A 25261-nucleotide genomic window follows, 5' to 3' on the forward strand; every position below is an offset into this window, starting at 1 on the left:
CGGCGCCACACTGACAGTCTGTGTCAGGCGTCGGTCTCTGGCAAACCGCGACGCTGATACGACACGAAATCATAGGCCGGCTGTCCTTCGTCGGGGTTGCCGGGCACACGCTGCTGCTCTTGCCACTGCGTGATGTCGAGCGGCGGGAAATGCGCGTCGCCCTGTACCTCGACGGCCACCTCGGTCAGATACAGCCGGCTGGCCAACGGCAGGGCCTGAGCATAGATCTGGGCGCCTCCCATGACCATGATCTCGTCGACGCCATCGATGGTGGCCTGCTGATCGGCCAGCGTCAGTGCCGCCGCCAGGTCATGGCAGACCCTGACACCCTCGGGCTGAAAGTTCGTATCCCGCGTGATCACGATATTCAGGCGGCCGGGCAAGGGCCTGCCGATCGAGGCGAAGGTCTTGCGCCCCATCACCAGCGGCTTGGCCTGGGTCATGAACTTGAAGAACCTGAGGTCCTCGGGCAGGTACCAGGGAAGCTTGTTGTCGACGCCGATCACGCCATTGCTCGACATGGCCGCGATCATGGCGACGGGCACCAGGGTGTTATCCGTCATACGGCGACCTCCGCCTTGATGTGCGGGTGCGGTGCATAGCCCTCGATGGCGATATGTTCGAAACGAAACGCGAAGAGGTCATCCACGCCGGGCTCGAGCACCAGACGAGGCGCCTCGGCCGGCTGGCGGGTCAGCTGCAGCTCGGCCTGCTCGAGATGATTGAGATAGAGGTGCGCATCGCCCAGGGTGTGCACGAAATCCCCCGGCTCGAGCCCGGCCACCTGAGCAATCATGCGGGTCAGCAGGGCATAGCTGGCGATATTGAAGGGCACCCCGAGGAAGATGTCGGCACTGCGCTGATAAAGCTGGCAGGACAGCCGCCCGTCGGCCACGTAGAACTGGAACAGGCAGTGACACGGCGGCAGGGCCATATCATCGACCAGCGCCGGGTTCCAGGCCGAGACGATCAAGCGCCGCGACTGCGGGTTGTGCTTCAACTTCTCGAGCAAGCCGGCGATCTGGTCCACATGACCGCCGCGCGGATCCGGCCAGCTGCGCCACTGGTAACCGTAGACCGGCCCCAGGTCGCCGTTCGCGTCGGCCCACTCGTCCCAGATCCTGACGCCGTTCTCCCGGAGATAGGCGATATTGGTATCACCGGCCAGAAACCACAGCAGCTCGTGAATGATCGAGCGCAGATGCAGCTTCTTGGTGGTGATGAGCGGAAATCCGCGCGACAGGTCGAAGCGCATCTGATGGCCGAACAGCGAGCGCGTACCCACGCCGGTACGGTCACCGCGCTCGACGCCATGCTCCAGCACCGCACGCATCAGGTCGAGATAAGGCTGTTCCAGAGGAGGTAGAGTCTCGGCTTTCACGGCAAAATCACAGCTGGGAAATTGAGTGGTTATTCTACACAGAGGCTACAGCTGCCGTAAGCCATCAGCTCCAAGTCGGAAGAAGGATAGAGGGAAGAAAAACACGAGCCGCGCTATACTCTTCCCTCTTCCAGGAGCGAAGCGACGCTCTTCCCTCTTCAAGACGCCGCGCAGCGGCGTCTTCCCGTCAGGGCGTCGGCTGGCGTCGCGACCAGACCATCAAACCCGCCCCGGCGATGATCATCGGCAGCGACAGCAGCATGCCCATGGTCAGCCAGTCGAAGGCAATGAACCCGAGCTGCGGGTCCGGACGCCGCACGAATTCCACCGCGAACCGGAAGATGCCGTAGAGTACCAGGAATAGCCCCGAGATAAAGCCACGACGACGCGGCTTCGCCGAGACCCACCAGAGCACGACGAACAGCACCAGGCCTTCCAGCACGGCCTCGTACAACGAGGACGGGTGACGCGGCTCCGGCCCCACACCGGGAAACGGCATGCCCCAGGGCAGATCCGTCACCCGCCCCGGCAGCTCGTGGTTGATGAAGTTGCCGATACGCCCGGCCCCCAGGCCGATGGGTACCAGGGGCGCGACGAAGTCGGTCAGAGTGAAAAACGCCAGCCGCTTGCGCCGGGCAAACCACCAGGCAGCCAGCAGCACCCCCAGCAGGCCGCCATGAAAGCTCATGCCGCCATCCCAGACACGCAGCACCCAGAGCGGATCCGCCAGCCACTGCTCCATGCCATAGAAAAGCGCATACCCCAGGCGACCGCCCAGGACCACACCGAGTGCCCCATAGAACAGCAGATCGCCAACGTCATCGCGGGTCAGGCCGATACGCTCGGCACGCCGACGCCCCAGCCACCAGGCAGCGAGGAAACCGATCAAGTACATCAGGCCGTACCAATGCACCTGGAAAGGCCCGATCGAGATAGCAACCGGGTCGATGGAGGGATAAGTCAGCATGGGGTCCTCGTAAGCTGGAAGCTGGAAGCTGGAAGCTGGAAGCTGGAAGCTGGAAGCTGGAAGCTGGAAGCTGGAAGCTGGAAGCTGGAAGCTGGAAGCTGGAAGCTGGAAGGCAGTCTGCCTCCTTGCGCCCTAGGGTCAAGGTTTTTTCTTCCAGCTTAAAGCTTACGGCTTATAGCTATAGCAGGAACTTCACCCCGACCCCCGCGAGCAGCAGGGCGAAGGCGACGCCGAGCTGTCGGGCCGGTAGCCGGTGGGCGAGCCAGACGCCCAGGCGGGCACAGGGCACACTGGTCAGAACGATGCCGAAGAAGGCGGGCCACATGACATAACCCAGCGCGCCCGGCGGCAGACCGGGCTCCTGCCAGCCGACCAGGATGAAGGTGGCGGCTCCCAGCAAAGCGATCGGCAGACCGCATGCCGAAGACGTGCCGACTGCCTGCGTCATGGTCGCACCGCTACGTGACAGCCAGGGGACACTCAGGGTTCCCCCGCCGATGCCGAACAGCGCCGAGACGCCACCGATCATGGCGCCGGCCAGCATCATCGCACCACTCCCGGGCTCCTGGTGGCGCGCTGCCGGCCGCAGGCCGAGCAGCATCTTGACCGCCACCAGCAGCAGGAAGATACCGAACAGCATGCCCAACCATTCGCTCGACAGGCGATCCGCCACCAGCCCACCGCCAATGGCGCCGATGATCAAGCCCGGCAGCAAGGCCAGCAGCCAGGGCTCGTGGACACTGCCGCGGCGATAGTGGCCAAGCGCCGAGGAGGCGCCGGTCACCACGATCGTCGCCAGCGACGTGCCCACGGCAAGGTGCATCACCACCTCCGGCGCGACCCGCTGTAGCTCGAAGGCAAACACCAGCGCCGGCACGATGATCAGGCCGCCGCCGATACCGAATAGCCCGGCCAGCGTCCCCGCCACACTACCCAGCGCCAGGTAGCCGAGCCACAACGAGACCGCGCTCATGAAGGCTCCTTGCCATCCTGGAGCACACCCGGTAACCAGTGACGCACGGTTTCCAGGATGTCCTGGGGGCGATATGGCTTGGCCAGATAGTCATCCATCCCGGCTTCCTCGAAACGGCGTCGATCCGCCTCACCGGCATTGGCGGTCAGGGCGATCACCACATTGCGTCCCGTGCCGGGCCCGGCCGCCTCACGTTCCCGCCAGATGCGGCAGGTCTCGACACCGTCCATGTCGGCCATGAAGATATCCATGAACACCAGATCGATCGGCCATTCCGACAGGCGCTCCAGCGCCTCGCTGCCACAGGATGCGGTGACTACCTGCAACCCCTCGCGCTCGAGCACTTGTCGGGCCAGCATCAGGTTGACGGGGCCATCATCCACGATCAGCACACAGGCACTGGGGTCCTGTGCCGCGTCAGGTGACTCGTCGAGGGTGTCCAGCAGTGATCTGGCATCCGCCAGCTGGCTGCGTAACTTGCCCACCAGTTCAGGACATGACGTCTCGGTCGGCATCTGTTGTTCGAGCGCCTCGAGCGAAGGCATCAGGGTCTGCTGGAGATGAGCCAGATAATGCGACTTGAGCCGGGCAGACTCACGGGCTCGCTCGCGTTCGGTCTCCAGGCGGCCCATGCGGCTCTGCAGCGACTCCAGCTCATCGCTCAGACGCTGCTCGGCCTGTCGTGCCCGGGCCAGTTCACCCTGATCCCGAGACGCCGGCCCCCCCAGTCGGGTCACCAGGTGGTCGATCCGGTCCTGAGGCGAGCGCGTGGCCGCCCGCTGGTCCTCTGCCGGCTCCACGGTCTGGTCAAGCGCCCGATCCAGGCTGTCGAGACGCGCCGCGAGTTCCTGCGTATGTCGATACAGGCGCTGCCTGAGCAGCATCAGGAAGATGGCCACATTCAGGCTGCTGCCGACCAGCAGCGCCAACAGCAGCCAGAAGGTGAGACTCCAGGAAGCCTCTGCCGGCATCAGCCACCAGCAGATCAGGGTGATGGCGACACCCAGCACGACCAGCAGTAACTGGGCCAGCAACACCGGCCACAGGATAGGGCTCACTACCTGTGTCCAGAGAGGCTCCTTGGGCAATACGACTCGCATGCTCATCCTTGTAACGGGTCGATGATAAACAAAGTTTACGCCGAGAAACCCGGACTGTCATGAGAGGGTGCCGATAAATTGCCGCCGTCGTTCGTGACGCTTGCCCGGGGCTTGCAAGCGGACTTTGCAAGACCGTCAAAGCCGGTTAGGCTCAGCCAGATGTGCCTGATCGCCTTCGATTTCCGCCCCGACGACGCCATCCGACTGCGCCTGATGGCCAATCGTGACGAATTTCATGCCCGCCCCACGGCCGGCCTCGGCATCTGGGAAGATGCCCCGGACATCATCGGCGGACGTGACCTGCAAGGTGGCGGTGGCTGGATGGCCATGCACCGCCACGGACGCTTCGCCGCGGTGACCAATGTTCGCGATCCTGGTCTCGAGGTGCCGGCCTCGTCCCCCAGCCGCGGCGCACTGGTCAGAGACGCTCTCGAGTGCGATGACCTGGCGCAATGGCTGAGGCAGCTCGCACAGGGCGAGGCGCGACGCTACGCCGGCTTCAACCTGCTGGCCGGGGATGGCCAGCGGCTCTGGCACCTGCACCGCGGCCGGGCGGCGCTGAGTCTCACGGCCGTTCCGCCCGGCATCCACGGCCTCTCCAACGCCAGCCTCGACACCCCCTGGCCCAAGCTGCTGAGCGCCTGTCAGGGCCTGGCGGACAGTCGGCAGGCCGGCTGGCCGGAGACGGCACTGACACGCTTCGCCGACACCCGTCAGACCGACGACGAGCGGCTGCCCGACACCGGTGTGGAGCCGGAGCTCGAACGCCGGCTCTCTGCCGCCTTCATCCTGGGCGACGAATACGGCACACGCTCAACGAGCTGGCTGGAATGGCAGTCCAGCGGGCACTTCAGGATGCACGAGCGGCGTTTCGGCCCCGGCGGAACCTGGCTCGACGACCATCACATCGACACCCGCCATGCCTGAAGCACCACCGGCAGTGACGACCATCAATCCCGCGGCGGCAGCAGGTGGCTCAATTGCCACTCGGCCATGCGCTGGTCGAGGTGCTTGCGCACCGCGGCCGGCGAGTCGAGTTCCAGTGTCTCGTCGACCAGTTGCTGAGCCGCCTGCAAGGAAACACGCCTGACCGCCGCCCGCACCTTGGGCAGGCTGGGCGCGTTCATGGACAGCGAACTGAAGCCCATGCCCATCAGCAGCAGGGCACCGGCCGGATCCCCGGCCAGCTCGCCGCACACCGATGCCGGCACCTGCAGGTCGCGCGACTCCGCGGCCAGCCGGGCCAGCGCCGACAGCACGGCCGGATGACAGGCATCGTAGAGTTCGGCGACGCGCGGATTGTTGCGATCCACGGCCAGCAGATACTGGGTCAGGTCGTTGCTGCCCACCGAAAAGAAGTCGACGCGCTTGGCCAGTGCGCCGAGCTGATAGAGCGTGGCCGGCACCTCGATCATCACCCCGACCCTGGGCCTGGCCACCACGATGCCGTCTTCTCCGAGTTCGGAAATGGCACGCTCCAGCAACCTCAGGGCATCGCCGACCTCGTCGACATTGGTGACCATCGGCAGCAATACCTGCAGATTGTCGAGCCCCTGGGAGGCGCGCAACATCGCCCGAAGCTGGACCATCAGGACTTCCGGGTGGTCCAGGGTGACGCGAATGCCCCGCCAGCCCAGGAAGGGGTTGGCCTCTTCGATGGGAAAGTAGGGAAGATCCTTGTCGCCGCCGATATCCAGGGTGCGCATGACCACCGGAAGGGGCGCGAACCCCTCCAACTGCTCACGGTACAGGCGCGTCTGCTCCTGCTCGCCGGGGAAGCGCTCGGTGATCATGAACGGCACTTCGGTGCGATACAGCCCGACGCCGCCGATGCGTGCCTTCAGGGAAGACACGGCATCCACCGCCAGGCCGGTATTGACCATCAGCGGTATGTCATGACCATCCGTGGTGCGGCTCGGCAGATCTTGTTCGTGTTCGAGGACTTCGCTGAGCTCGCGCTCTTCGTCGATCATGCTCTGATAGCGACGCTCGAGCTCCTCGTTGGGACGCACGAAGAGGCGCCCGCGGTGACCATCCAGGACCACCGGCGTGCCGTTGAGACGCGGCAGCGGCAGATCGACCATGCCGAGCACCGTGGGAATGCCCATGGCGCGAGCCAGAATCGCCACATGCGAGGTGCTGGAGCCCTGGACCGAGACCAGGCCGGCCAGGCGGTCGCGGGGCACCTCGCCCAGCATGGAAACGCTGATCTCGTCGCCGACCAGGATGGTGTTCTCGGGATAGACATCCGGCGTGGCACTGGTGCCTTCCTGGAGATGCGCCAGCACGCGCCGCCCCAGATCGCGCACATCCGCGGCACGCTCGCGCAGGTAGTCATCGTCGACACGCTCGAGATACTGCACGTGGCGACGCACCACATCGGCCAGTGCCCCCGGCGCCCACTGGCCTTCACGGATGCGCTTGACCACCTCCTGGGACAGCGCCGCCTCGCCCAGCATCTGCTGATAGACATCGAACAGCGCCAGCTCCTGGGTGGAAATCCGGTTGGCCAGGCGCTCGCCCGCCGAGCGAATCTCGTCGCGCACCTTGCCGATGGCATCGCGCAGGCGCTCGATCTCGTACTCTTCATCGGTGGGGATGAGGTCCGGCACGCTGTTCAGATCGGCCGGCGGCGCGATCACCACGGCCTGGCCGATGGCCATCCCCGGCGAGGCCGCGACGCCCACGAAGGTCGCCTGCCCGCCCGGCATGGCCGGGCGGGTCAGACTGCCGGTGGCCAGGGCATGCGCCAGCACCCCGGCCAGCTGAGCGGCCATGGTCACCAGGAAGGCTTCATCGGCCTCATCATAGCGACGCTTCTCGGACTGCTGAACGACCAGCACGCCGAGCATGCGGCGCTGGTGGATGATCGGCACGCCCAGGAAGCTCGAATAGCGCTCTTCCCCGGTGGCCTCGAAATAGCGAAAGTGCGCATGGGCACGCGCATCCTCGAGGTTGAGCGGCTCCTCGCGCTTGGCCACCAGGCCCACGAGTCCCTCGCCCACGGGCAGGGTGACCTGCCCCACCGCCTGGCTGCGCAGCCCGATCGTCTCCATCAGCACCAGCCGATCGAGATCGGGGTCGAAGAGATAGAAGGAACACACGTCGGTACGCATGGCCTTGCGGATGCGCCGCACCATGGTGGAAAGGGCCGCGTCCAGGTTGCGAGCCCCGTTGACCTCCAGAATGATGCGCCGCAGCACTTCGAGCATCGGCGTCCTGCTGTCCATTGTACGGGTCTCTCGCCTCCGGAGTATGGTGCCGGGAGTCGCCCCGGCGCGTGTCGGGCAATCAGCTCCGATCGAGAGCCAGACGCTGTGCTCGCGGCGACAGCTCACGCAGCGCGCGTCGATAGACCTCGCGCTTGAAAGGCACGACCTGACCCAGCGGATACCAGTAGCTCACCCATCGCCAGCCATCGAATTCCGGCTTGGCCGGACCGCTGTCCATGCAGATCCGGTTTTCCCGGCAGCGAATCCGCAACAGAAACCACTTCTGTTTCTGGCCGATGCATACCGGGTGGCAATGCGTTCGCACCATGCGTCGCGGCAGGCGGTAACGCAGCCATCCCCTGGTGCAGCCAAGCACTTCGACATCATCGGCCGTCAGACCGATTTCCTCGTACAACTCACGGAACAGTGCCTGTTGCGGTGTCTCGTCAGCCTTGATGCCTCCCTGGGGAAACTGCCACGCATTCTGCCCAACCCGACGCGCCCAAAGCAGCTGCCCTCTGTCGTTGGTAATGATGATACCAACGTTGGGGCGAAAGCCGTCTGCGTCGATCACGGGCTTCACCTTATGAATCCAATATTGGGATCATTCTTCCACAAGCGCGTGAAAGGGTTCAATAAGGCAATCGTCCATGCTCGAATCGGCGCCGGACCTCTGACATAATCCCCGCTCCCCGATCATCGCCGACCCTCGAGAGGAATGCCGTGAGCCTCGCCATCTTCGACCTCGACAAGACCCTGCTGGCCATCGACAGCGACCATGCCTGGGGCGAGTTCCTGCTGGAACAGGGCGCGGTGGATCCGGTCGCCTACAGGCAAGCCAACGACCGCTTCATGGCCGACTACGAGGCCGGCACCCTGGACATGCGAGCCTTCCTCGAGGTCGCCCTCAAGCCGCTGGCCGACAACAGCCCGGAACAGCTGGCGGCCTGGCACCAGCAGTTCATGGCCAGCAAGATCGAACCGGCCATCCTCGAGCGCGGTGAAGAGCTGGTGGCCCGCCACCGCAGTCGCGGCGACACCCTGCTGATCATCACCGCCACCAACCGCTTCATCACCCAGCCGATCGCCGACCGCCTGGGCATCGACGAGCTGATCGCCGTCGAACCCGAGATGGTCGACGGGCACTATACCGGCCGAGTCACCGGCACCCCGAGCTACCAGGAGGGCAAGGTCACCCGCCTGATGGAATGGCTGGAGGATCGCGACGACACCCTCGACGGCGCCTGGTTCTACAGCGACTCGCACAACGACCTGCCGCTGCTCGAGACCGTCGACCACCCCGTCGCCGTCGACCCCGACCCGACCCTGCGCGACATCGCCACACAACGCGACTGGCGGATTATCAGTCTGAGGGATTGACCCCCCAGCTGCGAGGGAAGTTGGAAGAACGGCGCTTCGCGCCTTGAAGAGGGAAGAAGGCTGCCCCAACAAGAAAACCCCGATCGCCTGAGCGTCCGGGGTTTTCTTACGACTTACTTCTTCATTCTTTCTTCTTACCCGAGCAAATGCTCCACGGCGTTGCGTTCTTCGCGCAGTTCCTGCTCGGTGGCGTTCATGCGCTCGCGGCTGAAGTCGCTGACCTCCAGGCCCTGCACGATGGTGTACTGACCGTTCTGGCAGGTCACCGGGTAGGAGTACATGATGCCGGGTTCGACGCCATAGCTGCCGTCGGCGGGGATACCCATGCTGACGATGCCGTCGCTGCCCAGCGCCCAGTCACGCATGTGGTCGATGGCGGCCGAGGCGGCGGAAGCGGCGGAAGAAGCGCCGCGGGCATTGATGATGGCGGCGCCACGCTGCTGGACGCCAGGAATGAAGTCGTTCTCGTACCAGTCCTGATCGACGAGGTCGAGCGCCGGCTTGCCATCCACCTTGCAATGGGAAAGGTCCGGATACTGGGTGGCGCTGTGGTTGCCCCACACGATCATCGACTCGACATCCGTGGAATGCTTGCCGGTCTTCTGCGCCAGCTGGGTGGTGGCACGGTTGTGGTCCAGCCGCATCATGGCGGTGAACTGGCCCGTGTCGAGATCCGGCGCATTGCAGGAGGCGATCAGCGCATTGGTATTGGCCGGATTGCCGACCACCAGCACACGCACATCGCGGCTGGCATGATCGTTGAGCGCCTTGCCCTGAACCGAGAAGATGGCCGCATTGGCTTCCAGCAGGTCCTTGCGCTCCATGCCCGGACCACGCGGACGCGCGCCGACCAGCAGGGCAAAGTCCGCGTCCTTGAAGGCGACATTGGGGTCATCTGAGGCGACGATGTCGTGCAACAGCGGGAAGGCACAGTCGTTGAGTTCCATCACCACGCCGTTGAGGGCATCCATGGCCGGCGGAATCTCGAGCAACTGGAGGATGACCGGCTGGTCCTTGCCCAGCATGTCGCCGGCGGCGATGCGGAACGCCAGTGAGTAGCTGATCTGACCTGCGGCACCGGTAATGGCTATACGGACGGGATCTTTCATCGTGGCTCCTTCGGTTGTCGCCGTGAGAGTGAGCCAGGCAGGCAGGTGATGACCCGCCCAGGCCGGGCATGCAACGCCTGAAATGGTATGCCGGCATTGCGCAAAACTCAATTCACGCGGTGACGGCCGGCCAGGCGATGTCATCGGCGCAACCGGGCACCTTCCCTACCCGCCCGGATGCTGCGATGATTCCCCGGTCAACCGGTAGCCACCATGGAAGGCCCGAATGCCACGTCAACGCCCCGCCTTTTCTGTCCTGCTGGCCATTGCCCTGGGGCTTGCCCTGCTGCTATGGCTGGTCTTCGGCGATATCTCGAGCTTTCGCGACTCGGCACCCGACGCCGCTCCCTCCGACGAGACCGCGGCCCCACCGCGGGTCGAGGTCGAGCAGCGCCAGGCCTCGTCGCATGCGCCGCGACTGATTGTCCAGGGCGACCTGGAAGCCCATCGCGCCCTGGAACTGCGGGCCCGCCAGAGCGGTCGCGTCGAGGCCCTGCCGGTCAAGCAGGGCAGCCGTGTCGAACGCGGTGAGCTGTTGCTCAGCCTCGAGCAGGATGCCCTGCCCGAGCGCCTCCAGCAGGCCGAGGCCGAACTGGCCCTGGCGCGCGCCGAGCTTTCCGGGGCACGCGGGCTGCGCGATCGCGAGCTGATCTCGAACCCCGAATTGCTGCGCCGTCAGAGTGCCCTGAGCGCCGCCGCCGCACAACTCGCCGAGCTGCGCCAGCAACGTGACGACACCCGCCTCGAGGCCCCCTTCCCCGGCGTCCTCGACCGCCTCGACGTGGACCCTGGCGAGCTGGTGCAGGCCGGTGAAACCTGGGGCCGGCTGGTCGACGACTCCCGACTCACCGCCCGCGCCTGGGTGCCGCAACGCAAGGTGCTGGGTCTGGAGACCGGCCTGCCGGCCCGGGTACGCCTGCTCGACGGCTCGACCCTCGAGGGTGAGCTGACGCATATCGCCAGTCGCGCCGACGACCAGACCCGCAGCTTCGCCATTGAGGTCGCACTCGACAACCCCGAGCATCGCCGACTGGCCGGCGCCAGCGCCACCCTCGAACTGACCCTGCCGCCGCGCGAGGTGCACCGCCTGTCACCGGCCCTGCTCGAGCTCGATGAACGGGGCCAGCTGGCGGTCAAGCATCTCGATGCCCGGGACCGGGTGGTACGCGACAACGTCGAGCTGGTCAGCAGTGACGATGAAGTGGCCCGGGTGGCCGGGCTGCCGGACCGCATCAGGCTGATCACCCTGGGCGGGGGCTTCGTCGACCCCGGCGACAGGGTCACGCCGGTCGCCGCCGACACAGCGCCCAGCGCGACGCAAGAGGAGTCCGACTGATCATGCGCACGCTGATCTCGGCGGCGCTGGACCGCTCGCGCACGACCCTGATGCTGCTGCTGGCCCTGCTGCTGGCCGGCCTGGCCGCCTGGCAGGCGGTGCCCAAGGAAGCCAACCCGGACATCCCCATTCCGGTCATCTATGTCTCGATGACCCTGGAAGGGGTCAGCCCGGAGGACGCCGAACGCCTGCTGGTCCGCCCCATGGAGCAGGAACTGAGCAGCATCGAGGGGCTGCGCAAGCTGACCGCTCAGGCCGGCGAGGGCCACGCCTCGCTGAATCTGGAATTCGATCCCGGCTTCGACCCCGACCAGGCCCTGACCGACGTGCGCGAAAAGGTCGATATCGCCAAGGCCGAGCTGCCCGACGAGGCCGATGAACCCCGGGTCGTGGAGGTCAATGTGGGGCTCTTCCCGGTGCTCTCCATCGGCCTGTCTGGCCCCGTCGAGGAGAGCCGCCGCGTCAGCGTCGCGCGTCGCCTTCAGGAGCGCATCGAGGCCATTCCCCAGGTGCTGGAAGTCGATATCGGCGGCGATCGGGAGAACCTGCTGGAAATCATCGTCGACCCTCAGGTGCTGCACAGCTATGGCGTGGATTTCCAGACGCTGTTCAACCGGGTCAGCCGCAACAACCGGTTGGTCGCGGCGGGCAGCCTGGACACCGGTGCCGGACGCCTGGCACTCAAGGTCCCGGGCGTCATATCGCAGCTCGAGGACATCATGAAGATGCCGGTCAAGGTGGAGGGTGACCGGGTGGTGACCTTCGACGACGTGGCCCGCCTGAGCCCGACCTTCAAGGACCCCCAGGGCTTCGCGCGCATCGACGGCCAGCCGGCCATGGTACTGGAAGTCGCCAAGCGTGCCGGCGCCAACATCATCGCCACCATCGACTCGGTGGAAGCCCTGCTCGAGGAGGCCAGGGGCCTGATGCCCGAGGACCTCGAGGTGACGACCATCATGAATCAGTCCGAGCAGGTCGAGTCGATGCTCTCCGAGCTGCTCAACAACGTGCTGACCGCGGTACTGCTGGTCCTCATCGTCATTCTCGCCGCCATGGGCCTGCGCCCGGCCCTGATGGTCGGCCTGACCATTCCCGGGGCCTTTCTCACCGGCATCCTGCTGATCTGGGCCCTGGGCATGACCCTCAACATGGTGGTGCTCTTCGCCCTGATTCTGGTGGCCGGCATGCTGGTCGACGGCGCCATCGTGGTCAGCGAACTGGCCGACCGCCACCTGCGCCAGGGACAGCCACCCGGCGCGGCCTGGGTCAATGCCGCCAGCCGCATGAGCTGGCCGGTCATCGCCTCCACCGCCACCACCCTGGCCGTCTTCGTGCCGCTGCTGTTCTGGCCGGGCGTGGTCGGCGAGTTCATGAAATACCTGCCGGCCACGGTGATTCTGTGCCTGCTGGCGTCATTGGCCATGGCCCTGGTGTTCCTGCCGACGCTGGGCGGTGTCTTCGGCGCCCGCGGTGGTCGTTCGCTCAGTGACGAGGAGCTGGTGACCACGGGTGGACGCCTCTACCGCCGGGTACTGGGACGCTTGCTGGCCCGCCCGGGGCTGACGTTGCTGGTCGCCCTGCTGTTGATGGCAGTCACCTACACGGCGTACGCGCGCTTCAATCACGGCGTGGAGTTCTTTCCCAGCGTGGAGCCCGACAGCGCCCAGGTGCTGGTGCACTCCCGGGGCGACTTCTCGGCACAGGAAAATGACGCCATCGTCCAGCGAGTCGAGTCCCGGTTGACCGGGATGAGCGAGATCCAGGCGCTCTATGCGCGGTCCTTCGCCACCTCGGACCAGCAACTCGGTGCCGATGTGATCGGCGTGCTGCAATTCCAGTTGATCGACTGGCACCAGCGGCGTCCGGCACGGCAGATTCTCGCCGACATGCAGGAGCGTACCGCCGACATCCCCGGGGTCCAGCTGGAATTCCGCGAACAGGAACAGGGGCCGGCCGCGGGCAAGCCGATCGTGCTGGAAGTCAGCGGCAGCGACAACGCCCAGACCGAGGCGGCCGTGGACAGCCTGCGCCAGGCCATGAACTCGCTGGGCGGCTTCCGCGCCATCGAGGACAACCGCAGCCTGCCCGGCGTGGAGTGGCGAATCCAGGTGGATCGCGAGTCAGCCGCGCGCTTCGGTACCGATGTGGCGACCATCGGCAATGCCGTGCAGCTGCTGACCACCGGCCTGCAGGTCGCCAGTTACCGGCCTTCCGGCGTGGATGATGAAGTGGACATTCGGGTACGCCTGCCCGAGGACTCGCGTTCGCTGGACCAGCTCGACCGACTCACCGTCAATACTGCCCGCGGCCAGGTGCCGATCTCCAACTTCGTGAGCATCGAGCCGGCCCCCAAGGTCAGCACCCTGCACCGCATCGACGGTCGGCGCGCCATCACCCTGGAAGCCGATGTCGAGGACGGGGCTCGCCCCGATGAGCGCCTACAGGCGCTGCGCGATGCCATGCAGTCGCTGCCCGAGGGCGTCACTGTCGAAGTGGCCGGAGAGCAGGAGGATCAGCAGGAGGCCATGCGCTTTCTGGTCACCGCCTTCGTGGTGGCCATCTTCCTGATGGCGCTGATCCTGGTGACCCAGTTCAACAGCCTCTACCAGGCACTGCTGGTGCTGTCCGCCATCGTCTTCTCGACCGCCGGCGTTCTGCTGGGGCTGCTGGTCAATGCCCAGCCCTTCGGCATCGTCATGGTCGGCATGGGCATCATCGCCCTGGCGGGCATCGTGGTGAACAACAACATCGTGCTGATCGACACCTTCAACCAGCTGCGCGGCGACGGCCTCTCCGCCCATGATGCCGCCCTGCAGGCCGGCGGCCTGCGCCTGCGCCCCGTACTGCTCACCGCCATCACCACCATCCTCGGCCTGATGCCGATGGTGCTGGAAGTCAACGTGGACCTGTTCGCCGGCTCACTCGGCCTGGGCGCCCCCTCGACCCAGTGGTGGACCCAGCTCTCCAGCGCCATCGCCGGCGGCCTGACCTTCGCCACCGCCCTGACCCTGCTGCTGACACCCTGCATGCTGGTGCTGGGGCCGGGGAAGAGGGTTAGGGGTTAGAAGGAAGAAGGAAGAAGGAAGAAGGAAGAAGGAAGAAGGAAGAAGGAAGAAGGAAGAAGGAAGAAGGAAGAAGGAAGAAGGAAGAAGGAAGAAGGAAGAAGGAAGAAGGAAGAAGGAAGAAGGAAGAAGCCAGGCTAGCGCTCGGGATTGTGGCGTCAAGGGCTTTCTTCCCTCTTCAAGCGGCGCGAGCCGCGTTCTTCCCTCTTCCAGGCGCAAAGCGCCGTTCTTGCCCCTTCAAGCGGCGCGAGCCGCGTTCTTCCCTCTTCCAGGCGCGAAGCGCCGTTCCTGCCCCTTCAAGCGGCGCAGCCGCCCTGCATCGCTTCTGCTAGCGCTCCACATTGGCGGCGTCCGGGGAGTGCACGGCGTGGAGGCGGGAGATGAGCCGGTCTTCCAGCGAAAAGCGTTCAGTGAGGCCCTTGGTCAGGCGTTCCAGCCAGGCGGGCAGGCGCGGCAGGTGCTGTTCGCAGTGGGTGGTGCTCGAGTAGTCTTCGTCGAAGGCCAGCACCAGTTCGGTGGACATGTCGAGTCGCTCGAGGAGTCGATCGGCCAGCGACAGGGCGTCGTGGTCGTCGAAGGCGTCGGCCTCGGCGCGAAGTTGCGGGTAGACCTCGAAGTGCCCGGCGCTGATGTAGTCCATCAGCAGCTCGCTGAAGGCGTCGATGCGTTCCTTGGTAACGGCGTCGAGATCCTCGTCGCAGGCCTGCTTGAGCTCACTGAAATTGACGAGCAGGGCCTTGCGGGCGGCCAGCCAACGATCGATCAGTTGGTGAACACCGCCCCAGCGTTCCTGTGCGTTCTTGCAGTCTTCCAGCATGGTCCCTTACCTCGCGTGGCCACCGAGCTTAAGGCACAGACTCACCCTTGCCGCGGATGCTGTCAATCCCGCCCGGGAAGCCCCTGCCAACGATAGCCGTGATCGCGACGCCAGACCCTCGACAAGAGCCCCAGCGGCGCCAGCAGCAGGACCACGAAACCGATCAGCGTCCAACCCGGCAGCGACAGGCCGAGCAGTGTGGCCCCTACCTCGGCACACTCGCCGGAACCGGTGAGCACGGTGGCCAGTACCTGCTGCAGCGGCAGGACCTCCATCATGTAATCGAGCCCGGGCCCACAGCTGGGTACCTGGTCGGCCGGCAGCGACTGCAGCCACAGATGGCGACCGGCCAGCGCGATGCCAACGGCCACGGCGATGAGCCCCAGCAGGCCGTAGACCGCCGCTCCCGCCCTGCCCCGGGGGGCATGCAGGGCCCCGATCAGGAAGACGGCCCCGGCCGCGATGACCGCCATGCGCTGGAAGACGCACAATGGACAGGGCTCCATGCCGGCCAGGTTCTCCAGGCCCAGCGCCACGGCCATCATCAGGACACAGAATGCCAGTCCCGCCAGGCACCAGCGACGGACGCCCCATTCCTCGACTTCCCAGATCATGATTGGCCTCCCTTGGCCCACAGTGGCGTCAATGCCCGCGACTCCCGGGCACGTTCGAAATAATCCGCCAGAAAGGTCGCGAAGCTCTGGGTCTCACCGGCCTCGATTTCCGACTGCTGTTGAAAGGACGTCTCCACCAGCTGGTCGAACAGCGCCGCCCGCGCCGACTCGACGGGCTCCGCGCGCAACTGCGCTGCCTGCTCTCGGGCCAGCGCCAGCGTCGCATCGACGAATTCCTCGTCGCGTTGCTCGAGCCTTGCCAGCAGGCGCCCGGAGGGCGTCAGGCCAGGCTCATCGAGCCAGGGCGTCAGCTCGGCCAGCGCTTCGGCATGCGGCGCGCCCTCTTCCAGCCGATCCAGCAGGGTCGCAACCTCGCGCAGCTCGGCGAAGATATCGTGTCCCCATTCGGCGATGCTGCGCTTGCGGCCGTGGTGGTCGAGTCGCAGCTCAGGATCGCGCCCGCGGGACACCACCAGGCGGCGGTTGTCATCGAGGTGCTCGCATTCCTCGTCACTGATCCAGGGGCTTTCGGTGAGCAGACACCACATCAGGAAGGTGTCGACGAAACGGCTGCGTGTGGCATCGAATCCCAGCGGGTCGAAGGGATCCAGGTCCAGGCAGCGCACCTCGATGTACTCGACGCCCCGCGCCTCCAGCGCCTGGCTGGGCGTCTCGTCGTGACGCGCCACACGCTTGGGACGAATATCGCTGTAGTACTCGTTCTCGATCTGCAGGATATTGTCGTTGAGCTGCTGCCAGTCGTTGCCACCCAGATGCACCCCCATGGCGGCATAATCCGGCCACGGCGTGGAGATGGCATGGCGCAGGGTGTTGACGTAGTTGGACAGCGAGTTAAAGCAGATCTTGAGCTGCTCCTGCACCTTGTTCTGATAGCCCAGGTCGGACATGCGCAGGCTGGTGGCATAAGGCGCAACGAGCGTTTCGCGGCCATGCGGGTGCAGGTTGTCGGGGACCCTGCCGTCCGGCAGAAAGCTGCGATCCACCGCCGGCGAGGCACCGAACAGGTACAGCAGCAGCCAACTGTGGCGGCGGAAGTTGCGAATCAGGTCGAAGTAGCGCGAGGAGCGATAGTCCTGCATGGAACTCGTGTCATCGCCTTCCAGCTCCTTGAGCAATGACCAGAAGTCATCCGGCAGCGAGACGTTGTAATGCACCCCGGCAATGGATTGCATGATACGGCCGTAACGCACGTCCAGCCCCTTGCGGTAGACGTGCTTCATGCGGCCCACATTGGACGCTCCATAGTCGGCAATCGGCACGCTGTCGTTGCCCTCGAGTCTGGCGGGCATGCTCGCCGGCCAGATGAGCTCTGCGTTCAGGCGCCGATAGCTGAAGCGATGCAGGTCGGCCATGAATTCGACGGCATCCTCGGGGCGACTGTAGACCGGCGTGATGTATTCCAGCAGCGCCTCGGAATAATCCGTGGTGACATGCGGGTGCGTCAGCTTCGAACCGAAATCCTCGGGGTGCGGCGTCTGCGCGATATGGCCACCGGCGTCGACACGCAACCCCTCTTTCTCGATGCCGCGCCGCAGGCGACTGAAGCGCCCCTGGCTGGCGGGACCGCTGAGTCGTTCGATAAGGGTGGAGAGCAATTCTGACAAGATGACACCCCTTGTCGTGGCAGCCGGCTGCAGGATGGCGGCTGCCCGGTGATCGGTCGGGCGCCTGGGCACCCACAGAACTTAAGATTATGGCGTCGAAAAACCGTGATTCAAGGTTTCAAGGCGCGAAGCGCGAGCAGCGAGCAGCGAGCAGCGAGCAGCGAGCAGCGAGCAGCGAGCAGCGAGCAGCGAGCAGCGAGCAGCGAGCAGCGAGCAGCGAGCAGCGAGCAGCGAGCAGCGAGCAGCGAGCAGCGAGCAGAATGATGGCACCACCCCGACAAACGTCAACCCATCCACCGGCAACGCATCTCGAACCTCGCAACTCGCAACTCGTAACTCGTAACTCGTATCTCGTAGCTCGCCCTTAACCGTCCTTCCTGGCCTTGAGCAGCGCGGCGCCCAGGGCGCCTACCCGGCTTTCATCCTGATCGCTCTGCCCGCGCGACTTGCCACCGCCCTTGCGCGGCGACTTGCCGCTCCCCCGGGCGTCGCTCCCGCCGCGCGGCCTGGCCGGCGCTTCTTCCCCGGGCTGGTCATCCATGCGCATGGTCAGCCCGATGCGCGAGCGTTCCAGGTCGACGCTCATGACCTTGACCTTGACGATATCTCCGGCCTTGACCACCGACCGCGGATCCTCGACGAACTGGCTGGACAGCGCCGAGATGTGCACCAGGCCATCCTGATGCACCCCGATATCGACGAAGGCGCCGAAGTGCGTGACATTGGTCACGCTGCCCTCGAGGACCATGCCGGGCTCCAGGTCCTTGAGGGTTTCGACGCCCTCGCGGAATTGCGCCGCCTTGAACTCGGGACGCGGGTCACGCCCGGGCTTGTCGAGTTCCTTGAGGATATCGTTGACGGTCAGCTCGCCGAAGCGCTCATCGGCGAATTCGGCCGCCTTGAGCGACTTGAGGGTGCCGCTGTCGCCGATCAGCCCGGCCAGCTGGCGACCGCTGCGCTCGGCGATGCGCTCGACCAGCGGATAGGCCTCGGGGTGCACGGCACTGGCATCCAGGGGATTGTCGCCGTTCATGATGCGCAGGAAGCCCGCGCACTGCTCGTAGGTCTTGGGCCCCAGGCGGCTGACATCCAGCAACTGGCGCCGCGAACGAAAGGCGCCCTCGGCGTCGCGGCGCGACACGATGTTCTCGGCCAGGTTGGCATTGAGGCCCGATACCCGCGACAGCAGTGCCGAGGAAGCGGTGTTGAGGTCGACGCCCACGGCGTTGACGCAGTCCTCGATCACGGCTTCCAGGCTGCGCGACAGCTGTACCTGGGAGACATCGTGCTGATACTGACCGACGCCGATGGACTTGGGCTCGATCTTGACCAGCTCGGCGAGCGGGTCCTGGAGGCGCCGGCCGATGGAGACGGCCCCGCGCACCGTGACGTCCAGGTTCGGCAGTTCGCGGGAGGCATATTCCGAGGCCGAGTACACCGAAGCACCCGCCTCGCTGACCATGACCTTGGACAGCCGACGCTTGTCGGCCATGGCCTTGACCAGCTCGCCGGCCAGCTTGTCGGTCTCGCGACTGGCGGTGCCATTGCCCACGGCGATCAATGCCACATCATGCGCCTCGACCAGGCGCGCCAGTTCGGCCAGGGACGCCTGCCACTGGTTGCGCGGCGCATGCGGGAAGATCGTGGACTCCCCCAGGAACTGGCCCGTCGCACTGACCACCGCGACCTTGCAGCCGGTGCGCAGGCCGGGGTCGATGGCGAGGGTCGCCTTGGCACCCGCCGGGGCGGCCAGCAGCAGATCCTTGAGGTTGGCGGCGAAGACGCCGATGGCCTCGGCCTCGGCACGGTCACGCAGGCGTCCCATCAGCTCGGTCTCGAGATGGGTATACAGCTTGACCCGCCAGGTCCAGCGCACCACCTCGGCCAGCCAGCGGTCGGCGGCACGGCCATGGTTCTCGATGGCGAAATGTCGGGCGATGGCGACCTGCGCCGGATGCACGCTGGCCTCTTCCTCGCCGGGCAGGCGAATGACCAGCGACAGCACGCCTTCGTTGCGACCACGGAACATGGCCAGTGCACGGTGCGAGGGCACCTTGCCGATGGCTTCATCATGCTCGAAGTAGTCGGAAAACTTGGCCCCCTCGCGCTCCTTGCCGTCGATCAGGCGTGCCGTGAGGATGCCGTCTTCCCACAGACGCTCGCGCAGCCGGCCCACCAGCTCGGGGTCCTCGGCAAAGCGTTCCATGAGGATCTGCTTGGCGCCATCGAGAGCCGACCTGGCATCCTCGAAAGCCGGAATATCACCATCGGCCGCACACAGATAGCCGGCCGCCTCTGACTCGGGATCCAGTGTCGGGTCGCCCAGCAGCGCGTCGGCCAAGGGTTCGAGGCCTGCCTCGCGGGCCATCTGCGCCTTGGTGCGACGCTTCTTGCGGTACGGCAGGTAGAGGTCTTCCAGGCGCTGCTTGGTATCGGCGGCGCGCAGGCTCGCGGCCAGCTCGTCGGTCAGCTTGCCCTGCTCGTCGATGGCCGACAGCACGCCCTGACGACGCTCTTCCAGCTCACGCAGGTACACCAGGCGCTCTTCCAGCTGGCGCAGCTGGCTGTCGTCCAGCGCCCCGGTGACTTCCTTGCGGTAACGAGCGATGAAGGGCACGGTTGCGCCGCCATCCAGCAGTTCGACGGTGGCGGCGACCTGAGCGGTGCGAACACCGAGCTCCTCGGCGAGACGATCGATGATCTTGGCTTGTGCGTCCATGAAATCCTTGGCAATCCAGGTCAAGATGATCGCGATAAGGTATCACAGGCTCGTTGCCAACGGCAGGCACGAAACTCGAAGCCGAGCTGCGAGCTACGAGTAACGAGCGGTGGTGTGCTAATCGACTTCAGGGGATAGACCAGCCGCCCCGACACTCAAGCGTGTCCGGCACCTCGCTGACGCACGGCTTCGAACAGGCAGATACCGGTGGCGACCGAGACATTGAGGCTGGAGACCTGCCCGACCATCGGCAGCTTGACCAGGCCATCACAGGCTTCGCGCGTCAGGCGGCGCATGCCCTTGCCTTCGGCGCCCATGACCAGGGCGGTGGCCACGCTGAAATCCGCTTCGAAGAGCGAAGCCTCGGCCTCCCCGGCGGTTCCGGTGACCCAGACGCCCAGCTCCTTCATGCGCGCCATGGCCCGCGCCAGATTGGTGGCCCGGTAGACCGGCACACTCTCGGCGGCACCGCAGGCCACCTTGCGCACCGTGGCGTTGAGTGGGGCGGCCCGATCCTTGGGCACCACCACGCCGTGCGCCCCGGCGGCATCGGCACTGCGCAGGCAGGCACCAAAGTTGTGCACATCGGTGATGCCGTCCAGCACCAGCAGCAGCGGCGGCGTTGCCGCCGACCAGCCCTGCAGCCGGTGCCAGAGCGCGTTCTCTGCTTCGAAGGCCAGCGGCGGACAGAAGGCCACCACTCCCTGATGCACGGCACCCTGGGCCTGCTGGTCGAGCAGTTCGCGAGGCAGGGTCTGGACCCTGACCCCGGCCTCGCGGGCCTGTGTCAGGAGCTCCGCGAGGCGACCGGAGGCATCGCCCTCCTGAACCCAGAGTTCACGCGGCATTTCGCCACGCGCCATCAGGGCACGAACGGCGTGCACCCCATGGACGGCATCCAGGCCGCCGGGCGCCCGGGGCCCGTGGCGATGGGTTGGCTTGCTCATGAGGAAAGTCCCGCTAGCGGCTGAGACGGCGCCACTCAGCGGCGCCGTTGACCACGACGGCGGCGCTTCTTGCCGCCCTCTTCGTTCTGGGCTTGCGAGTCCGCACCACCCTGGCTGCCCTTGCCCTGGCTGCCTTTGCCCTTGCCCGTTGCCTTGCCGGCATTCTGCTGCCGGGGGCGGCGCTTGGGCGCCTGCTTCGGACGCGGCTTGTCATCGGCCAGCTCGAAATCGACCTTGCGATCATCCAGGTCGACACGCGCCACCTGAACGGTCACGCCATCCCCGAGCCGGTAACTGGCGCCACTCTTCTCACCCTTGAGCCGGTGTTTCTCGGCCTCGTAGTGGTAGTAGTCGGAAGGCAGCGAGGTGACGTGCACCAGGCCCTCGACATAGACATCATCCAGCCGCACGAAGATGCCGAACTGCGTGACCGAGGCGATGGTGCCATCATAGACCTCGCCGAGCTTGTCGGACATGAACTCGCACTTGAGCCAGCTTTCGACGTCCCGGGTGGCATCATCGGCACGCCGCTCGGTCATCGAGCAGTGCTCGCCCAGTTCGAGCATCTGCTCGAAGGTATAGGGGCACCACTTGCTCGGCGCCTCGACCGGCGCATCGTCGGCACGCAGGACGGTATTGGTCTGGCGCGGCCCGCGAATCACCGAGCGGATGGCGCGATGCACGACCAGGTCGGGATAGCGGCGAATCGGCGAGGTGAAGTGCGCATAGGCCTCATACGCCAGTCCGAAGTGCCCCTCGTTCTGCGGCGAGTAGACCGCCTGATTCATCGAGCGCAGCATCACCGTCTGGATGATGTCGGCATCGTCGCGACCCTTGATGGTCTCGGCCAGGTCGCGATAGTCCTGCGGCGTCGGCTCGTCACCCCCGCCCAGAGACAGGCCCAGCTCGTTGAGAAAGAGGCGCAGCTTGTCGAGGCGCTCCGGCGACGGACGCTCGTGGATGCGGTACAGCGCCGGCAGGTCGTGCTTGTCGAGGAAGCGGGCCGTGGCCACATTGGCGGCCAGCATGCACTCCTCGATGATCTTGTGGGCGTCATTGCGCGAACGCGGCTCGATCTTCTCGATCTTGCGCTCGTCATTGAAGACGATGGCCGTCTCGGTGGTCTCGAAATCGATGGCGCCACGTGACTCACGGGCGCCACGCAGCACGCCATACAGCGAGTGCAGGTTCTGCAGCGACGGTACCAGGTCACGGTACTGCTCGCGCAGGGCATCGGCTTCCTCGCCCTCGTCCTCGAGAATCGCCGACACCTTGTTGTAGGTCAGGCGAGCGTGGGAACGGAAGACAGCCTCGCAGAACCGATAGCGACTGATGGCCCCGTTCTTGGAGATGTTCATCTCGCACACCAGCGCCAGGCGATCGACCTCGGGATTCAGCGAACACAGGCCGTTGGAGAGCAGTTCGGGCAGCATCGGCACCACCTGCCCCGGGAAGTACACCGAGTTGCCGCGGGCAATCGCTTCCTGGTCGAGAGGCGTGCCGGGGCGCACATAGTGGGACACATCGGCGATGGCCACCAGCAGCTTCCAGCTGCCCGACTTGGTCTTCCAGGCACAGACGGCATCGTCGAAGTCCTTGGCAGACTCATCATCGATGGTCACCAGCGGATAATCCCGCAGGTCGATGCGCTGCTGCTTGTCGTCATCGGCCACCTGCTCGGACATGCTGGCGATCTGGTCCAGCACTTCCGGCGGAAACTCCGAAGGAATCTCGTAGCTGCGCAGGGCGATGTCGATTTCCATGCCGGGGTCCATGCGCTCGCCGAGCACCTCGCTGACCTCGCCGACCGGCTGCACACGGGTAGCCGGCTGCTTGACGATGTGCGCCGAGATCACCTGGCCGTCCTGAGCACCGCCATTGGCGGTGTGCGGAATGATGACTTCCTGGGTGATGCGCGGGTTCTCGGGAATCAGCACGCCGAACTCGGGCGTATTCTCGCGGTACACCCCGACCATCGTCTGGGTGTTGCGGGCCAGGACCTCGACGATGGTGGCCTCGTCACGCCCGCGACGATCCCGACCGCTGACGCGCACCAGCACATGATCGCCATGGAAGACACGGCGCATCTGACGGGGCGGAATCACCAGGTCGGGCTTCTTGCCGTCATCCCGGAGCAGGAAGCCGAAGCCATCGCGGTGGCCCAGCACCTTGCCCTTGATCAGGTCGAGCTTGTCGATCAGCGCGTAAGCACCGCGACGATTGCGCAGCACCTGGCCGTCGCGCTCCATGGCCGACAGCCGGCGGCGCACGGCCTCCTGGAGGTCCTCGTCCTCGAGGCCGAGCATCTGGCTCATGGACTCGGGCGTAATGGGTTTACCGTAGTCTTCCAGCCTGGCCAGCAGATACTCGCGGCTGGGAGCGGGCTTGTCGTACTTGTGGGCCTCGCGACTGGCGTGCGCGTCGTCTTCAAGCGTCCAGTGGGTCATGCGGAGAGGATCCTTGGCAGGGTCATGGACGGCATGCGTGGCGTCACGCGCGAGTGCCGCAGGCTATCATCGGTTCTGTTCAAATATCTTGTCATGGTCGGCAGTATAGCGCCGCAGCGCCCATCACCCAAGCCTGCAAGCCCACCGATTGCCCTCATGGTCGCCGGAACGAAGCACCGGACATGGCAAATAGGGGTTGCATTCTCGGCTGAATTCGGTATGATACGCGCCACTTGCCCAGATGGCGGAATTGGTAGACGCGCTAGCTTCAGGTGCTAGTGTCCTTACGGACGTGGAGGTTCAAGTCCTCTTCTGGGCACCATTTGATACGCTGATGACCCTCGGGTCGGAAGGTATCACGCTCTTTATCAGCTCGATCGGCTCGTGTTCGCCCAGGTGGCGGAATTGGTAGACGCGCTAGCTTCAGGTGCTAGTGTCCTTACGGACGTGGAGGTTCAAGTCCTCTCCTGGGCACCATCGCGACAGCGATAGCGGAACACGACCATGCATGATGCGCCCAGGTGGCGGAATGGGTAGACGCGCTAGCTTCAGGTGCTAGTGTCCTTACGGACGTGGAGGTTCAAGTCCTCTCCTGGGCACCATACCCCGTATCATGCCGCTGACAGAACGACACAATCCGAGCAGTATCCAGAGGCAACCGCGACATTGAATCGCGGTTTTTTTGTGTCCTGCCGTTGCCGGCTTCGCTCAGAAGCGACTCGGCAGTCGCGCCACCTCGTCGAGATTCCAGCCCTGTGTCTGCACCCCGGCTTCCAGCGCTTCGTCCGCCGCCGCCGAGAGCTGCGGAAAAAAGTCCAGGCCGGTGCGCGCCTCGACGTCATCGATGCTGACCAGGTAACGATCCAGCGGCTCATCGCCACTGACGTCCTGGGGCATGATGAAGGCCAGCGCCCTGGGCTGTGCACCCGGCACGACCAGGATCTTGTAGAAGGCCTCCGGCACCTCCACCAGGCCGGCACGCTCCATGACCCCGCTGAAGAAGAATTCGTCGTCGAAGATCGGGCCGGTAATCACCCGCAGCCGGCCGAAGCGCGGCACGAAACGATCCATCACCACCTCCTCGAGCCGCTGCCACAGCCGGCGATTCAGATCCGGACGCTGGGGCGTCATGTTGCTCATCAGGAAGGTATCGCGCTGGGCCGCGCGGCCATGCACGGCGGCGATGGCATAGTTGGGCGCCAGATGGCCACGGTCATACCCGCTGTGGGCATAGCTGTCGGGCTTGAGCGGCCAGAGGGTGCGCCAGTCACGCCGAAACCCCGGGCGCTCCCCTGCCTGCGGGTCATCCACGGCCTGCAGGGCATAGCTGACCCACAAGGGGCTGACCCGGATGTCCGACCAGCCGAGTAGATAGCCGTCGTTGCGCAGCACGCGGTGCAGGCTCAGCGGCGTCAGTTCGGCCCAGGTCGGCACGCCCTGCCAGCTCAGCCGATCACGCACCTCACGCTCCTGCATGTACCAGAGGCCACTGCCGACGGCGGCGAACAGCACGGCAACACCCGTACGCCGCATCATGCGACGCAGAAAAGAGTCAGCAGACATCTCGAGAAT

General features: G+C 65.4%; 19 protein-coding genes and 3 tRNA genes. 7 read left to right on the forward strand and 15 right to left on the reverse strand.

The genetic code is table 11. The features are described from left to right. Positions 1-23: 23 nt before the first annotated feature. From QWY79_RS03315 to QWY79_RS03335, 5 genes are all read right to left on the reverse strand, one after another. Positions 24-563, reverse strand: coding sequence for a dihydrofolate reductase (locus QWY79_RS03315; RefSeq protein ID WP_290269891.1), 540 nt, complete (start codon positions 561-563; stop codon positions 24-26). After that, a complete protein-coding gene (locus QWY79_RS03320; RefSeq protein WP_290270068.1) occupies positions 560-1333 on the reverse strand; it encodes a thymidylate synthase in 774 nt (257 codons plus the stop codon). The genes QWY79_RS03315 and QWY79_RS03320 overlap by 4 nt, the downstream gene beginning before the upstream one ends. A 235-nt stretch (positions 1334-1568) precedes the next feature. Then, positions 1569-2348, reverse strand: coding sequence for a prolipoprotein diacylglyceryl transferase (lgt, locus tag QWY79_RS03325; protein ID WP_290269893.1), 780 nt, complete (start codon positions 2346-2348; stop codon positions 1569-1571). Between the two features lie 178 nt (positions 2349-2526). Beyond that, positions 2527-3321 carry a sulfite exporter TauE/SafE family protein gene (locus tag QWY79_RS03330; RefSeq protein WP_290269895.1) on the reverse strand — a complete coding sequence of 265 codons (795 nt, stop codon included), beginning with the start codon at positions 3319-3321 and terminating at the stop codon, positions 2527-2529. Continuing rightward, complete coding sequence (locus tag QWY79_RS03335; RefSeq protein WP_290269897.1) at positions 3318-4379, reverse strand: response regulator; 1062 nt, start codon at positions 4377-4379, stop codon at positions 3318-3320. Before QWY79_RS03335 ends, QWY79_RS03330 begins: the two co-directional genes overlap by 4 nt. Before the next feature lie 201 nt (positions 4380-4580). On the opposite strand from QWY79_RS03335, the gene QWY79_RS03340 reads away from it, so the two are divergent. After that, entirely contained in the window at positions 4581-5348 is a 768-nt protein-coding gene (locus tag QWY79_RS03340; RefSeq protein ID WP_290269898.1) for an NRDE family protein, read from the forward strand. A gap of 23 nt (positions 5349-5371) precedes the next feature. On the opposite strand, the gene ptsP is transcribed toward QWY79_RS03340, so the two are convergent. Further along, positions 5372-7633 carry a phosphoenolpyruvate--protein phosphotransferase gene (gene ptsP / locus QWY79_RS03345; protein WP_290270070.1) on the reverse strand — a complete coding sequence of 754 codons (2262 nt, stop codon included), beginning with the start codon at positions 7631-7633 and terminating at the stop codon, positions 5372-5374. A gap of 79 nt (positions 7634-7712) precedes the next feature. After that, entirely contained in the window at positions 7713-8207 is a 495-nt protein-coding gene (locus QWY79_RS03350) for an RNA pyrophosphohydrolase (protein WP_141317306.1), read from the reverse strand. Between the two features lie 149 nt (positions 8208-8356). Between QWY79_RS03350 and QWY79_RS03355 the strand changes: the two genes are divergently transcribed. Further along, the gene (locus QWY79_RS03355) at positions 8357-9013 is read left to right on the forward strand and encodes a histidinol-phosphatase (RefSeq protein ID WP_290269899.1); all 657 of its coding nucleotides are present in this window, start codon (positions 8357-8359) and stop codon (positions 9011-9013) included. A gap of 134 nt (positions 9014-9147) precedes the next feature. Here the strand turns inward: QWY79_RS03355 and QWY79_RS03360 are convergent, their stop codons facing one another. Next, on the reverse strand, positions 9148-10122 hold the full coding sequence (locus tag QWY79_RS03360; RefSeq protein ID WP_290269901.1) for a malate dehydrogenase: 975 nt from the start codon (positions 10120-10122) through the stop codon (positions 9148-9150). A 226-nt stretch (positions 10123-10348) separates the two neighbouring features. On the opposite strand from QWY79_RS03360, the gene QWY79_RS03365 reads away from it, so the two are divergent. Both QWY79_RS03365 and QWY79_RS03370 read left to right on the forward strand, forming a co-directional pair. Beyond that, positions 10349-11458 (forward strand): efflux RND transporter periplasmic adaptor subunit, encoded by a 1110-nt coding sequence (locus QWY79_RS03365; RefSeq protein ID WP_290269903.1) that lies wholly within the window; start codon positions 10349-10351, stop codon positions 11456-11458. 2 nt (positions 11459-11460) lie between these two features. Further along, complete coding sequence (locus tag QWY79_RS03370) at positions 11461-14523, forward strand: efflux RND transporter permease subunit (protein ID WP_290269905.1); 3063 nt, start codon at positions 11461-11463, stop codon at positions 14521-14523. Between the two features lie 325 nt (positions 14524-14848). Here the strand turns inward: QWY79_RS03370 and rsd are convergent, their stop codons facing one another. The 6 genes from rsd to rnr all read right to left on the reverse strand — a co-directional run bounded on the left by rsd (position 14849) and on the right by rnr (position 23689). Next, positions 14849-15337 carry a sigma D regulator gene (rsd, locus tag QWY79_RS03375; RefSeq protein ID WP_290269908.1) on the reverse strand — a complete coding sequence of 163 codons (489 nt, stop codon included), beginning with the start codon at positions 15335-15337 and terminating at the stop codon, positions 14849-14851. Positions 15338-15399: 62 nt separating this feature from the next. After that, the gene (locus QWY79_RS03380) at positions 15400-15951 is read right to left on the reverse strand and encodes a disulfide bond formation protein B (RefSeq protein WP_290269911.1); all 552 of its coding nucleotides are present in this window, start codon (positions 15949-15951) and stop codon (positions 15400-15402) included. Next, positions 15948-17576 carry a glutamate--cysteine ligase gene (gshA, locus tag QWY79_RS03385; protein ID WP_290269913.1) on the reverse strand — a complete coding sequence of 543 codons (1629 nt, stop codon included), beginning with the start codon at positions 17574-17576 and terminating at the stop codon, positions 15948-15950. Before gshA ends, QWY79_RS03380 begins: the two co-directional genes overlap by 4 nt. A gap of 364 nt (positions 17577-17940) precedes the next feature. Then, positions 17941-20295 carry a Tex family protein gene (locus QWY79_RS03390; protein WP_290269915.1) on the reverse strand — a complete coding sequence of 785 codons (2355 nt, stop codon included), beginning with the start codon at positions 20293-20295 and terminating at the stop codon, positions 17941-17943. Positions 20296-20450: 155 nt separating this feature from the next. Next, positions 20451-21242, reverse strand: coding sequence for a 23S rRNA (guanosine(2251)-2'-O)-methyltransferase RlmB (gene rlmB / locus QWY79_RS03395; protein WP_290269917.1), 792 nt, complete (start codon positions 21240-21242; stop codon positions 20451-20453). A gap of 35 nt (positions 21243-21277) precedes the next feature. Further along, a complete protein-coding gene (gene rnr, locus QWY79_RS03400; RefSeq protein ID WP_290269920.1) occupies positions 21278-23689 on the reverse strand; it encodes a ribonuclease R in 2412 nt (803 codons plus the stop codon). A gap of 235 nt (positions 23690-23924) precedes the next feature. On the opposite strand from rnr, the gene QWY79_RS03405 reads away from it, so the two are divergent. From QWY79_RS03405 to QWY79_RS03415, 3 genes are all read left to right on the forward strand, one after another. Next, positions 23925-24011, forward strand: a tRNA-Leu gene (locus QWY79_RS03405). Between the two features lie 68 nt (positions 24012-24079). Then, positions 24080-24166: transfer RNA gene (locus QWY79_RS03410), tRNA-Leu, on the forward strand. 38 nt (positions 24167-24204) lie between these two features. Further along, positions 24205-24291, forward strand: a tRNA-Leu gene (locus QWY79_RS03415). A gap of 106 nt (positions 24292-24397) precedes the next feature. Here QWY79_RS03415 and QWY79_RS03420 read toward each other — a convergent pair. Next, positions 24398-25252, reverse strand: coding sequence for a DNA/RNA non-specific endonuclease (locus QWY79_RS03420; RefSeq protein ID WP_290269922.1), 855 nt, complete (start codon positions 25250-25252; stop codon positions 24398-24400). Positions 25253-25261 lie beyond the last annotated feature (9 nt).

Origin of the sequence: Halomonas sabkhae (assembly GCF_030409265.1) — a bacterium.
In the GTDB taxonomy this organism is placed as follows: Bacteria; Pseudomonadota; Gammaproteobacteria; order Pseudomonadales; family Halomonadaceae; genus Halomonas; species Halomonas halmophila.